This is a genomic window from Parapedobacter sp. (genome assembly GCF_035556095.1).
Classification (GTDB): domain Bacteria; phylum Bacteroidota; class Bacteroidia; order Sphingobacteriales; family Sphingobacteriaceae; genus Parapedobacter.
Window position 1 is genome coordinate 1 of the sequence record NZ_DATMFT010000027.1, and the last position, 12,027, is coordinate 12,027.

At 48.7% G+C, this 12,027-nt stretch carries 14 protein-coding genes and 1 tRNA gene; 9 read left to right on the forward strand and 6 right to left on the reverse strand.

Annotated elements, in window-relative coordinates; genetic code table 11:
- Positions 1 to 46: 46 nt before the first annotated feature.
- Together VNQ80_RS17625 and VNQ80_RS17630 are read right to left on the reverse strand one after the other, a co-directional pair.
- On the reverse strand, positions 47 to 325 hold the full coding sequence (locus VNQ80_RS17625) for a transposase (RefSeq protein WP_325641110.1): 279 nt from the start codon (positions 323 to 325) through the stop codon (positions 47 to 49).
- A gap of 289 nt (positions 326 to 614) precedes the next feature.
- On the reverse strand, positions 615 to 797 hold the full coding sequence (locus tag VNQ80_RS17630) for a hypothetical protein (RefSeq protein WP_325641114.1): 183 nt from the start codon (positions 795 to 797) through the stop codon (positions 615 to 617).
- Positions 798 to 847: 50 nt separating this feature from the next.
- On the opposite strand from VNQ80_RS17630, the gene VNQ80_RS17635 reads away from it, so the two are divergent.
- Both VNQ80_RS17635 and VNQ80_RS17640 read left to right on the forward strand, forming a co-directional pair.
- Positions 848 to 1,720 (forward strand): SDH family Clp fold serine proteinase, encoded by an 873-nt coding sequence (locus VNQ80_RS17635; protein WP_325641116.1) that lies wholly within the window; start codon positions 848 to 850, stop codon positions 1,718 to 1,720.
- Positions 1,721 to 1,722: 2 nt separating this feature from the next.
- On the forward strand, positions 1,723 to 1,938 hold the full coding sequence (locus VNQ80_RS17640) for a hypothetical protein (protein ID WP_325641118.1): 216 nt from the start codon (positions 1,723 to 1,725) through the stop codon (positions 1,936 to 1,938).
- 156 nt (positions 1,939 to 2,094) lie between these two features.
- On the opposite strand, the gene VNQ80_RS17645 is transcribed toward VNQ80_RS17640, so the two are convergent.
- A tRNA-Arg gene (locus tag VNQ80_RS17645) sits at positions 2,095 to 2,166 on the reverse strand.
- Positions 2,167 to 2,337: 171 nt separating this feature from the next.
- Here VNQ80_RS17645 and VNQ80_RS17650 point away from each other — a divergent pair.
- The 7 genes from VNQ80_RS17650 (at position 2,338) to VNQ80_RS17680 (ending at position 9,678) form a co-directional block, all read left to right on the forward strand.
- Positions 2,338 to 3,447 (forward strand): ISAs1 family transposase, encoded by a 1,110-nt coding sequence (locus tag VNQ80_RS17650; RefSeq protein ID WP_325641120.1) that lies wholly within the window; start codon positions 2,338 to 2,340, stop codon positions 3,445 to 3,447.
- Between the two features lie 175 nt (positions 3,448 to 3,622).
- Positions 3,623 to 4,267 (forward strand): peroxiredoxin, encoded by a 645-nt coding sequence (locus VNQ80_RS17655; protein WP_325641122.1) that lies wholly within the window; start codon positions 3,623 to 3,625, stop codon positions 4,265 to 4,267.
- Positions 4,268 to 4,377: 110 nt separating this feature from the next.
- Complete coding sequence (locus tag VNQ80_RS17660) at positions 4,378 to 4,692, forward strand: thioredoxin family protein (protein WP_325641123.1); 315 nt, start codon at positions 4,378 to 4,380, stop codon at positions 4,690 to 4,692.
- On the forward strand, positions 4,673 to 4,933 hold the full coding sequence (locus VNQ80_RS17665; RefSeq protein WP_325641125.1) for a DUF6952 family protein: 261 nt from the start codon (positions 4,673 to 4,675) through the stop codon (positions 4,931 to 4,933). Before VNQ80_RS17660 ends, VNQ80_RS17665 begins: the two co-directional genes overlap by 20 nt.
- A gap of 284 nt (positions 4,934 to 5,217) precedes the next feature.
- Entirely contained in the window at positions 5,218 to 7,659 is a 2,442-nt protein-coding gene (locus VNQ80_RS17670) for a PIG-L family deacetylase (protein WP_325641127.1), read from the forward strand.
- Positions 7,660 to 7,671: 12 nt separating this feature from the next.
- On the forward strand, positions 7,672 to 7,872 hold the full coding sequence (locus VNQ80_RS17675; protein ID WP_325641129.1) for a hypothetical protein: 201 nt from the start codon (positions 7,672 to 7,674) through the stop codon (positions 7,870 to 7,872).
- Positions 7,873 to 7,977: 105 nt separating this feature from the next.
- Positions 7,978 to 9,678 carry a sodium:solute symporter gene (locus tag VNQ80_RS17680; protein WP_325641131.1) on the forward strand — a complete coding sequence of 567 codons (1,701 nt, stop codon included), beginning with the start codon at positions 7,978 to 7,980 and terminating at the stop codon, positions 9,676 to 9,678.
- A gap of 10 nt (positions 9,679 to 9,688) precedes the next feature.
- Here VNQ80_RS17680 and VNQ80_RS17685 read toward each other — a convergent pair whose 3' ends face one another.
- The 3 genes from VNQ80_RS17685 to VNQ80_RS17695 form a co-directional block, all read right to left on the reverse strand.
- The gene (locus VNQ80_RS17685) at positions 9,689 to 10,816 is read right to left on the reverse strand and encodes an endonuclease/exonuclease/phosphatase family protein (RefSeq protein WP_325641133.1); all 1,128 of its coding nucleotides are present in this window, start codon (positions 10,814 to 10,816) and stop codon (positions 9,689 to 9,691) included.
- Positions 10,817 to 10,819: 3 nt separating this feature from the next.
- A complete protein-coding gene (locus VNQ80_RS17690) occupies positions 10,820 to 11,698 on the reverse strand; it encodes a rhomboid family intramembrane serine protease (RefSeq protein WP_325641135.1) in 879 nt (292 codons plus the stop codon).
- Between the two features lie 78 nt (positions 11,699 to 11,776).
- Positions 11,777 to 12,027: rhomboid family intramembrane serine protease (locus VNQ80_RS17695; protein WP_325641137.1), on the reverse strand; the 251-nt coding region annotated here is incomplete at its 5' end.

The window sequence follows — 12,027 nt, forward strand, 5'->3', positions numbered from 1 at the left end:
AACTTTTTATAAGGTGGGCAAACAAGCCTGCGCTTTTCTTCCAAACTCATTTGCCCAATACTTTTTTTAAGAAATCCACCTGTATCTGCAATTCCCCGATCTTTGAATACAGTTCCTTCTCCTTGGATTCATCTTTGGCCGCAGCATGATCCTTACTGAATACCGATTCAGCTTTATCCAAAAACTCACGCTTCCAGGTGTTGATCTGTGTAGCATGGACCTCATATTTGGCGGCCAGCTCATGGACCGTCTGCTGCTCCTTGATCGCTTCGATGGCTACCTTCGCCTTGAAGCCTGCACTGAATTTTCTGCGTTCTTTTTTCATTCTTACAACTGCTAAGTTAAACATTTAAGCAGCTGTCCAATATTTGGGGAGTACTATACTGCGGGAAAGCTATAAATCATATCCTGCTCGACGCAAATTGAATTTGCATATCTATCGATACAGCTTTCGCTTTGTGGCGGAGCCACATTTATTCAGTTCTTTCAGCAACGAATTTGAAAGGAGCGAATGGGTGCCTTTTCATTCAGTTTACTATCCTGAGAATTACTAAGCACACCAATGCATGTACATTGCAATAAAAAGAAATCAAAGCCATAGCTTACCATTGGATTTATGACAAAAAGCGCCCTATTGCTTTACCTAAGGGGCGTTTTTGTTTGAATAAATGTCTTTTCGTTTGAAAAATCACCTTTTTAGTTAGCCCTAAAAAGAATATTAACCCCTGAGGAGCGGCTTTTGACAAATAGGTAGTTTTGGATATAAAATCAATAAAATGAACACCTTTTTTACTCATTTAATGACGGTAAAGAAAATATTTATATGTTTGCAAAATAAATTAGACTTATGAAACCCAATGTCCACACCACCATTAAGTCTTTACTCAATGAAAAATTATCTAAGTTAGAGGGTTATTTCAATGCCGATGTATTTTGTTATTACGGAGCCTTGGTGGATGGTTTAGAGAGCCAGATACTTAGTATTGTTGAAGAATTGGCCAACGACGAGAACAAAAAGGAACGCTTAGTTGTTATTTTAACTACTACAGGAGGTAGTGCAGTTGCGGTGGAGCGATACGTGAATATTTTCAGACAACACTACTCCGTCGTAGATTTTGTTGTCCCAGATTATGCTTATAGCGCTGGAACCATTTTTTGTATGAGTGGAGATAATATTTATATGGATTATTTTTCGGTGTTAGGGCCGATTGATCCCCAAGTCCAAAATAAAGAAGGTAAATGGGTGGCAGCTTTGGGTTATTTGGATAAGGTTAACGAAGCCATAGAAAAATCAAGAAATAACACTATTACTCAAGCCGAATTCCTGATGATTAAAGACCTTGATTTAGCAGAATTGAGGGGCTACGAACAAGCAAAAGAATTAACAATTGATCTTCTAAAAAAATGGTTGGTCAAATATAAGTTTAAGAATTGGAATGAGCATAATACCAACCCCGATAAACTCGGACAACCTGTAACTCCAGAGGAAAAAGAATTGAGGGCGGAGGAGATTGCGGGGCAGCTTAGTGATAATAGTGTCTGGAAGTCTCATAGCAGACCAATTAATGTTGAACGCTTAAGAGAGTTGAGGTTGAAAGTTGAAGACTTTTCCGAAAATGAAGAACTTCGACTCTTAGTTAGAGATTATTATGACTTGCTTTCCGATTACGTAACAAGTAATAATTTACAAATTTTTGTAAACACCAGAAACTTTATATAAATATGGAATCGAAGGAGACTATAGTCCAACAATTGGAAAAAGCTATCGAGCTAACAGAAAAGGAAATAGCGACTCAACGTTCTTATATAGCTTTGAGAGAGGCCAATGATCTTTATAATAAGCTCTTGGAAGATGGTGTTGCTAAAAGAAGAGGATTTACCTTACGTGGTATTGAAGATTCTCATCTATTTCATACCAAGTTAAATTCCCATATTTAGCTCAATCTCAGATTAGACGGGTCAAGTTGACTTAACAGCATCTCCTACTTGCATAATAGGGTCACGATGTCATCATTGTTCAAATAAACAACTCGCCCTATTTCTATCCCCTTTTACAAAAAAAGCACCAATCGTACGTGACTGGTGCTTTTATCGTAGCCCCGACGGGAATCGAACCCATATCTAAAGTTTAGGAAACTTCTATTCTATCCGTTGAACTACAGGGCCAACTCAATCGTGCAAACATACGATTTTACAAGATAAATCGAAAAAAACAGTTGCGGCAGTCAGGGCCAACGCATAAAAGCGGTTAAAAATCGTTGTTATATTCACAATATGTTGATTACTTGTTAGCTTTTTGTGCTTTTCAGGCTTGTGAGTTGGGTTTACCTTTGCTTTATGAAAGAGCCCATCAAGACCAGTCTGCACAAACATTTTGAATCTTTTCCGGACTACCGTATTTCGCGCAACAAGAAGCACCTTTTAGTCGACATCATCATTCTTTCCATCGTTGCCGTGCTCTGTGGGGCGGAGTCGTGGGATTCCATTGAGACTTTTGGCAAAACCAAGGAGAAATTCCTGCGGAAGTTCCTTCGCCTTCCCGGGGGCATCCCATCCCATGATACGATCAACTGTGTATTCAGCAATCTGCGACCAGAACTGTTCGAACGGATGTTCATCCGGTGGGTTTCGGAAATCCGGGACGGGAATATCAAGCGGGAGGTGGTGAGTCTGGACGGCAAGACCGTGCGTGGTTCCAAGGATGGCTTCCACGGACGCAGCCCCATCCATATGGTGAGTGCGTGGGCTTCGGATAACCAGCTGGTCCTGGGGCAGCTTAAAGTGGATGACAAAGAAAACGAAATCACGGCCATCCCCGAATTACTGGACCTACTTGACATCCGTGGGAGAATCATCACGATCGATGCGATGGGTGCCCAGACTGCGATTGCGGAAAAGATCGTGGATGGTGGCGCCGATTACATCCTGGCCGTCAAGGGGAACCACCGGGATCTGCTCGATCAGATCCGGGGCCGGTTTGACCGGCAGCATCCCTGCGACAGCGACCTGCAGGTCGATAAGGGCCATGGCCGACTGGAAAGCCGGAAATGCGACGTGATCAGGCGGCTGGACTTCATTGACAGCCACGTCGAGTGGAAAGCAGTCCGTTCGGTGGTCCGGATCACCGCCACCCGCGATAACGGCAACAAGGCAACCTCGGAGACCCGGTATTATATCAGCAGTCTGGATGAGGGTGCCGCCGATATGAACCAGTTTATCCGGCAGCATTGGGGCATCGAGAACCAATTGCACTGGTCGCTGGACATGGTCTTCAATGAGGACCGTCAGCGCAAACGGGCGAAAAACGCCGCAAACAACTTCTCTTACATCCGGAAAATAGCCCTGAACACCCTTAGGAAAGATAAATCGAAGGGGTCATTGGTAACCAAGAGGCTCAGGGCAGGCTGGGATGAAAAATTCCTCCTAGAACTTTTCAATCAAATTTAAATGCGTTGACCCTGTTGCGGCAGTAACCCCCATGACTCCAGGGTTCAAAGAATTGTAATCCCAAAATCAAAAGATTCGACCAATAGATGTTTTATATCGCACATCGATAAAAACGATACTTATCCATAGCAATAAACCTTACCTTTGCAGCGACAAAAATAAAGGATACATTACTATGAGTTTTACAGGAAAAAAGTTCCCCAACATCACCGTTGACGCCATCGATTACCTCGGCGATAATTTGTTTATCAATATTTTTGAAGAGGCCGCGAAAAAAGAAAAGAAAGTGTTGTTGTTTTGGTATCCCAAGGACTTCACGTTTGTTTGCCCTACGGAGCTGCACGCATTTCAGGAAGCGCTGCCCGAATTTGAAAAACGGAACACGATCGTTATCGGTGCCTCTTGCGATACCAACGAGGTACACTTCGCTTGGTTAAATACACCGAAAGACAACGGCGGCATTGAGGGCGTAACTTATCCCATTCTTGCCGATACCAACCGTAACCTTTCCCGCGTACTGGGCATCCTGGAGGGCGAAGAAAAGGAAAGCGAAGAATTCGGTTTCGTTTTCGAAGGTTCAAACGTCACCTTCCGCGCCACCTACCTTATCGACGAGGAAGGAAAAGTGTTCCACGAAAGCGTAAACGACATGCCATTGGGCCGTAACGTAAAAGAATACATCCGTTTGATCGACGCATACACCCACGTGCAGAAATTCGGTGAAGTTTGCCCGGCAAACTGGGAAGAAGGTAAAGATGCCATGAACGCCACCCGTGATGGCGTAGCTGCATACCTGTCCACCCAGCCAGCGATGAACTAGCGTTCATCGTCCTTACCCAATAAAGGCCCGTGGACGACCTCAATGGATTGCTCACTGGCCTTTAATATATCCACCTAAACCATTTTTATTGATTTAAAATTTAATGAAGCATGCTACAAGAATTAGAAAATGATAACTTGGCCGACATCGTGAAAGATAACGACGTGGTTTTGGTGCAGTATTCGGCCACTTGGTGCGGCAACTGCAAGATCATGAAGCCGAAATTCAAGAAATTGGCTTCGGAAAACGACCAGATTTCATTTGTCATCGCAGATGCCGAGCGGTTCCCGCAATCCAGGCAATTGGCGAATGTAAGCAACCTGCCAACCTTCGCCGCGTTCAAAGGCGGCAAGCTGGTAAACCAAGTGCAAACAAATAAGTTCGACCCTTTAATCGACCTGCTCAATGAAGTTACCCATAATTAAGCATCTCACCGAGTTTATCGAGGAGAACGATCAAGATTATGTGCTTGAAGCCATTGAAACATTGGAATCGTTGACCGAAGTTCCCTCGTTGAAAGATGAAGAGCTGGACGTCATCGGTGAACTGATATCCAATATGTATGGTGCCATCGAAGTGGATAAACTGGTTAAATCGGGAGTCGACCGCAAAGAAGCGCTCAACACCTTCATGAAGCGGGTATTAGGTTCCATCGACAAGGGCTAAGACGACTATCGTCCACGGGCGCTGTGGAAAAAGCAGCCGCCTGTGGAAAACTTGTGTGCCCGCACCCCGCAACCGTTTCCCTTCTTTATCGTATCTTTACCCGTGTTAAAGGTTAACTTCTTAAAGCTGGATTTCGGCCGCGATAATCGTTCACTAGTTCCGATATTTCCGGCATAGCACAAGGCTTTAAGATCGAATGATTTTTTAATTGTTAATTGCAAAAGCCGTCTCGTTTCAAGCGAGACGGCTTTTGTTTTGAGCGCGACAACCACTATCTTTAAGCCATGAACACGAAACACGCCGTATCTTTAGCTGCATTATTTCTTTCCATTACGCTATCCGCCTTCACCCAAACGGTACAACCGCAGCACCCCGGAAAAATCAAACAAGCCATAAAGAAATTGAATACGCTGGGCACTGTGCTCTATTTCGCCGCGCACCCCGACGACGAAAACACCCGTCTTATCGCCTGGCTCGCCAAAGAAAAGCACTACCGTACAGGCTATCTTTCGCTGACGAGGGGCGACGGTGGGCAAAACCTCATCGGAACGGAGCAGGCAGAAGAGCTAGGCCTCATACGCACCAACGAGTTGCTTGAAGCACGCAAGGTTGATGGCGGCGAACAGTTTTTTTCCTCGGCGATCGATTTCGGTTTTTCGAAAACCGCTGAAGAGACGTTTCGCATTTGGGACCGAGAGCGCATCCTTGCCGATGCCGTGTGGGTGATCCGGAAGTTCAAGCCCGACGTCATCATCACCCGATTCCCACCCGACCAACGTGCCGGCCACGGCCACCATCAGGCTTCGGCCTTGTTGGCAATCGAAGCGGTTGAGGCCGCAGCCGACCCCAAGCGTTTCCCGGAGCAGCTCTCCACGGTAGCAACTTGGCAGCCGAAGCGACTCCTCTGGAACACATCAAGCTTCTTCCAGGGCTCACCACCATCCTCCAGCCACTTGCTCATCAATATCGGCGATTACAACCCGTTCCTGGGTGAGTCGTATGGCGAGATCGCAGCCGAAAGCAGGTCCAAACATCAAAGTCAGGGCTTCGGGGCCGCGCGCCAGCGCGGAAACGTCGTGGAACGCTTCGAGGTCTTGGCGGGTGATGCCCCACAAAACACACTTTTTGAAGGTATCGAGACATCGTGGAAGCGTATCAAGGGAGGAGAAAGCATTGCCCAACTGATCGCGGAAATCGATGGACGGTTCGATATGGAGCAGCCGGAAAAATCCATCGACGGCCTACTGGAACTGTTGGCGCGCGTCTCCGAAGTGGAAAACGACCATTGGAAAAACTTAAAAATAAACGAAATCAAAAACCTCATCCTCGCCTGTGGCGGAATATGGTTCGAAAGCTATTCCCCCGTTCCACAACTTGCCGTCGGCGAGCAGACAACGATCAGTACCGGCTACATTGTGCGGCGACCGGGCGTCACGGTGGCTGTCGATGGCCACCAGCTGCCATTCAATGAGTTGTATGAGCAATCGGCTGCATTTACGGCAACCGCTACTACACAACCTTATTGGTTACGACAGGCACATGGGTTGGGCCGTTTTGCCGTGGCCCGTCAGGAAGAAATCGGGCGGCCCCTCAACGGGGATGGGCCAAAATCAGCGATTACGCTATCCGTCAATGGGAAAACATTGACTTTCGAGCGCCCAGTCGTTTACAAATATACACATCCCGTAAGGGGAGAGGTGTATGAACCCTTAGTCATTGCACCCCGAATAACAGCCAATATCGGCCAGAAAGCATTGGTGTTCAACGGCATGGCCCCAAAGGCCATCGAGGTCCGCTTCACAAGCCATACACAGGACGCTGTTTCGGCAGTTGCCCGTTTGCAGCTACCATCGGGTTGGCGGGCAGAGCCAAGTGAGATCCCCCTGAGTTTCTCAACCAAATCGGCGGAAACGGTCTCCCTCGTCACCGTCTACCCTGCAGAAAATCCATCACTCACCGACTCACTGGGTATCATGATGGAATACCCGGCTGAAACCGAAGCAGCGTACGCCATCCAATCGATCAGTTACGAACATATCCCCAAAATCAGCTGGTTCCCTGCCGCCAAAGCCCGCCTCAGTAAAGTAGAAACGGGCGTATCGGCCAAACACATCGGCTATCTACCCGGCGCCGGCGACCTCATTCCGGCTGCGTTGCGGGAGATTGGCCTACAGGTGACGGTCTTAAACGAGCAGGACGTCTTGTCGGGCGACTTGTCACCATACGATGCCATCGTCACCGGCGTCCGTCTTTACAACGTTAACCAACGGATGCGATACATGCAGCCCCGTCTCATGCAGTACGTCAAAGCCGGGGGGACACTCGTGGTTCAATACAACGTAAGCCGGGGGTTGCACACGACAGACATCGGCCCATTCCCGCTGGAGCTCAGCAGCGCTAGGGTAACCGACGAAACCGCACCTATTACTGCACAACTTCCCGACAGCCACGTGCTGAACTATCCAAATACGATTACACAGGCCGATTTTGACGGGTGGGCACAGGAGCGTGGCCTCTATTTCGTAGGCGACGCGGCGAAACAATATAGTCGCCCCCTGCGCATCGCCGACCCGGGCGAGTCGCCCAACGATGGTTCGCTGCTGGTTGCCCGCTATGGCGAAGGTAACTTTGTTTATACATCCCTTGCTTTTTTCAGGCAATTGCCGGCCGGCGTGCCGGGTGCATACAGATTATTTGTAAATTTGCTCGCAAAACCCATTGATTAAACGGACATGGATATGGAAAAACACATCGAAGAACACTCCACAGGAAAAAACATCAACGCGTATTTTTACCTGCTCGGTGCGATATTTGGCGGTTTGACCGGCGTGATCGCCCAAGAAGGGTTCCTCGGCGCCGTCGTTGGCGCAATAGCAGGGTTGCTGTTTGCCGGCCTCTTCGTCGGTGCCCTGCTCAAAGGCCGTGAGCATGACCGATAAGGGGCTGCCTCCCTTTGTCCGCAACTGGAAACGGTTCTACTGGATCGTGATCGGCTGGTTGCTCGTTTTAATCCTGCTGTTTTACTTCTTCACCAACCATTTTGGATGAGTACGACGGATTGGATTGTCCTTTTCTGTACCCTGCTTCTTATCGTCGCCTACGGCGTGTACAAAAGCAAGGGCATCCGCAATATCGACGGGTATCTGCTGGGTAACAAATCGCTGCCCTGGTATCATGTAGCCCTTTCCGTAATGGCTACGCAGGCCAGTGCCATCACGTTCCTTTCGGCTCCGGGGCTCGCTTACACCTCGGGCATGAGCTTTGTGCAATTCTACTTCGGCTTGCCATTGGCCATGATCGTACTGAGTATTTCGTTCGTTCCCATGTTCCACCGGTTGCGCGTGTTCACAGCCTATGAATTCCTCGAGAAACGCTTCGATGTGCGCACACGGGCATTCACCGCCTTTCTCTTTCTTATCCAGCGGGGCCTGTCAACCGGGATTACCATCTACGCACCAGCGATTATCCTGTCGAGCATTTTGCAGATCAATGTGGTCTATACCACATTATTTATCGGCACGCTTGTGGTACTGTATACGGTGTATGGTGGTACGAAAGCGGTGTCGTATACCCAGCTACTTCAAATGGCCATCATCTTTGGTGGGCTGGTCACCGCCGGCGTATTGGTAATATATATGCTCCCCGGAGACATCGGTTTGATGAAAGCCCTGCATATCGCCGGCAAATCGGGTAAAGCCAATGCGATTGACCTTTCATTTGATTGGAACAATCAATATACACTTTGGAGCGGCCTGATCGGCGGTTTCTTCCTGCAGTTGTCTTATTTTGGTACCGACCAAAGCCAGGTAGGCCGCTACCTCACGGGGTCGTCCATCCGCGATAGCCGGATCGGTCTGCTCATGAACGGGTTGCTGAAAGTACCCATGCAGTTTTCAATTTTGCTCATCGGTATATTGGTGTTTGCCTTTTACCAGTATAACAGTCCGCCCATATTCTTCAACAAATACGAGCTCCACAAAATCGAACAAAGCAGTTATGCGGCACAGGTCGACGAGCTGAAGGCTGCGCATAAACAAGTATTCGACGAAAAGCAAGAACAGATTCACCGGCTTACCGCCGCCCTGGACAGCGATGATGAGGCCGTGGTGTCAGACGTGCGCAACCAACTGCAACAAGCCGATGTGCGTGCCAAGGAAATCCGAGCGGATCTGGTGGCGCTGATGCAGGAAAACGATGCGCTGGCCGACACCAACGACAACAACTACATTTTCTTGACGTTCGTCACCGAAAACTTCCCGCGGGGCCTCATCGGCCTGCTCGTCGCCATCGTATTTATGGCGTCCATGGGAGCCACAGCAAGTGCCATCAATTCACTGGCTTCCACCACGGTTATCGATATCTACAAGCGTTTTGTAAGCAAGGCGGGTACGGAGCGTGGGTACCTCTCCGCATCGCGGATATTTACGTTTGTTTGGGGTATATTCTGCGTTATCATCGCCCTATATGCCAGCAAACTGGGCAATCTGCTGGAAGCCGTCAACATCCTAGGTTCGTTGTTCTACGGCACCATCCTGGGTATTTTCATTGTAGCCTTCTATGTGAAGCGGGCCGGAGGGCGCGCGGTACTTATGGCGGCAATTCTCACCGAGGTCATGGTCGTGTCGCTTTGGTGGTTCGACGTGATGGCGTTCCTTTGGCTCAATCTAGTAGGCTGTATGGGAGTCGTGCTGTTTGCATTGTTATTCCAGGGCCGGCGTAGCAACCGCATCACCGCAACCCCCTGACCCCGGCACGTCAATCAAGCTGGACATCCGCCCAGACCGGATAGTGGTCAGACAGCTTCGCTTTGACAATCTGGTAATGTTTTACCTCAAACGCTTTGCTTGTAAGGATGTAATCAATCTGGAAGTTGGGGAAATCCCCATTATAGGTAACCCCCCAACCCCGGCCCTTTTCCCGAAACGCATTCCGCAACCCGGACGAAACTTCATTCACAGCGTATGACAGGGGCGTATCGTTGAAGTCACCGGCAATGAGATAAGGCAGATTACACGCCTGACTATGCTCACGGAGCGCACCAGCCTGTGCACTGCGTGCTGTAAAGGCATGTTTCAACCGGGCACCGATACGCTTGGTGGACGCCGCATCTTTCTCGATGGTTTTCGACGGACTATTGATAAAATCGTAGTCCTCCTGTTGGAAGCCGAACGAACGCAAGTGAACATTGTAAACCCTGAAAACCCGTCCGCCCTTATCGATATCTGCGTAAATAATCCGATTCACCCCGTGCTGATGCTCCGGCAGAACACCCGATTCAACGATAGGATAGCGCGAAAATATCGCTATTCCATAAGCCTCGTAATCGTTCGCCGCTGTAGGCGAAATATGGTGATAGGGCATATTGATTTCACGCTCAAATTCCTTGGCCATATTGTACTTGCCTTTCTGCCGGGTATAATACTCTTGGATGCAGATCACATCAGGCGATATATCGTCCATCACCTGCATGGCTTGCTTCCGAATGGTCAGCTTCGTGTCTTTTTGCTCAAACGCCCTGAAAAAATGTACGTTATAGGTCAATACTCGGATATGTGCCGTGTCGGGCGAAGCCATCGCATTTTCCGGTACCTTGGCGTTAAAGCCGTAGTGCTTTTGCAATGTATTCCACCCCAAGAGGATAGCCAGCAGCGAAATGCCGGCAAACCGGATGCGCCGCACAAGCCAGTAAACCAAAAACAGTCCATTTATAACCAACAACGGAAGGTATGCGATACCTAGAAATGCAATAGGCCAGAACGTTTGTGGGTTGATAATCGATGCCAGATAGCTGAACAGCAACGCTACCGCCGCAAGCATATTGGCCGATAGCACGGCTTTACTGAAAAAACCCAGCCGCTTCATACGCCCGCGCTTCCTTGCCATCAGTTAATACTCGTTTTGGCCTTGCTTGCTGGCTTTAAACAGGGCCTCTTTTTCCGCTTTGGTGAGGCTGTCATAGCCCGACTGGGAAATCTTATCCAAAATCCGGTCGATTACCTCCTGGTTGGGCACCAAGGGCTCCTCGCTGACGGGGCGCTCATTCCGTACCACGCGAAGCGTCCGCCGCTTGCGCTCGTGCCGCCCTAGCATACGGCTCCAGTCCTGCCCGTTCTGCAGTCGCTTGATGTAGACAAAACCAAACAACGCCCCACCTATATGCGCAATACTGCCCCCCGCGTTGAGCCCCGCAATTGCCATCACATCGATGACAATAAATGCCAAAGCCAGGTACTTCAGCTTCACGCTGCCGAAAAAGAGCATACGGATGGTATAATCCGGCAGCAACGTCGCCGTAGCAAACACAATCGCGCTCACGCAGGCGGAAGAACCGATCATCACCGTTATTGGAGCCTCGCTCCGGAACACCGGAACAAGGTTGTATATCAACAGGTAGAGCACGCCCCCAACCAAGCCTCCAGCAAGGTAAACGAAGGTGAATTGCCGTTTTTTAAGAAAGTCGAGAAAAATGATGCCCAGCCAAAACAGCCAGAGCATGTTGAATAGGACGTGGAATAACCCCTGTTGGGTAAACATGTAGGTGGCTAAAGTCCACGGTTTGTATAACCACATGGAAACCGACGCAGGCAGCTGTAGCCATGGCATTACATAGCTGGATAACGGAACATCGGTAAAGCCAAGTGCAGAAATCAGCGATAAAAGGCCGAGCGCCACAAAAACCAGGATATTTATACCAATAAACAGGAACAATGGATTCCCTGAACGGAAAGCCTTATGCCATAAATCGCCAACCCATGACTTTTTCATCGCTACGCTTCCTGTATACCTACCTGATAACAGTTGCTAATATATGAATTTTTTTTAAACCTGCGCTCACCGTTATCGTTACCAATAATTAGGACGCTTCACGCCCCAAAGCTTAATCAACAAAAACCCAAACAACGCGCCGCCAATGTGTGCAAAATGCGCGACGGAAGACCCGGTACGCGACACGCCCAGAAACAGTTCGATAAGTATCATTACCGGGATAAAATATTTGGCCTTGATGGGTACCGGTAAAAAAATAAGCATCAATGGCGTATTGGGAAACAGGTATCCGAATGCAATTAACAGACCGTATATTGCGCCCGAAGCAC

What these genes read in the sequence shown, in the direction of transcription:
- VNQ80_RS17625 (WP_325641110.1), bottom strand. Translation starts at nt 325, where the DNA reads ATGAAAAAAGAACGCAGAAAATTCAGTGCAGGCTTCAAGGCGAAGGTA.
- VNQ80_RS17630 (WP_325641114.1), bottom strand. Translation starts at nt 797, where the DNA reads ATGAGTAAAAAAGGTGTTCATTTTATTGATTTTATATCCAAAACTACC.
- VNQ80_RS17635 (WP_325641116.1), top strand. Translation starts at nt 848, where the DNA reads ATGAAACCCAATGTCCACACCACCATTAAGTCTTTACTCAATGAAAAA.
- VNQ80_RS17640 (WP_325641118.1), top strand. Translation starts at nt 1,723, where the DNA reads ATGGAATCGAAGGAGACTATAGTCCAACAATTGGAAAAAGCTATCGAG.
- VNQ80_RS17650 (WP_325641120.1), top strand. Translation starts at nt 2,338, where the DNA reads ATGAAAGAGCCCATCAAGACCAGTCTGCACAAACATTTTGAATCTTTT.
- VNQ80_RS17655 (WP_325641122.1), top strand. Translation starts at nt 3,623, where the DNA reads ATGAGTTTTACAGGAAAAAAGTTCCCCAACATCACCGTTGACGCCATC.
- VNQ80_RS17660 (WP_325641123.1), top strand. Translation starts at nt 4,378, where the DNA reads ATGCTACAAGAATTAGAAAATGATAACTTGGCCGACATCGTGAAAGAT.
- VNQ80_RS17665 (WP_325641125.1), top strand. Translation starts at nt 4,673, where the DNA reads ATGAAGTTACCCATAATTAAGCATCTCACCGAGTTTATCGAGGAGAAC.
- VNQ80_RS17670 (WP_325641127.1), top strand. Translation starts at nt 5,218, where the DNA reads ATGAACACGAAACACGCCGTATCTTTAGCTGCATTATTTCTTTCCATT.
- VNQ80_RS17675 (WP_325641129.1), top strand. Translation starts at nt 7,672, where the DNA reads ATGGAAAAACACATCGAAGAACACTCCACAGGAAAAAACATCAACGCG.
- VNQ80_RS17680 (WP_325641131.1), top strand. Translation starts at nt 7,978, where the DNA reads ATGAGTACGACGGATTGGATTGTCCTTTTCTGTACCCTGCTTCTTATC.
- VNQ80_RS17685 (WP_325641133.1), bottom strand. Translation starts at nt 10,816, where the DNA reads ATGGCAAGGAAGCGCGGGCGTATGAAGCGGCTGGGTTTTTTCAGTAAA.
- VNQ80_RS17690 (WP_325641135.1), bottom strand. Translation starts at nt 11,698, where the DNA reads ATGAAAAAGTCATGGGTTGGCGATTTATGGCATAAGGCTTTCCGTTCA.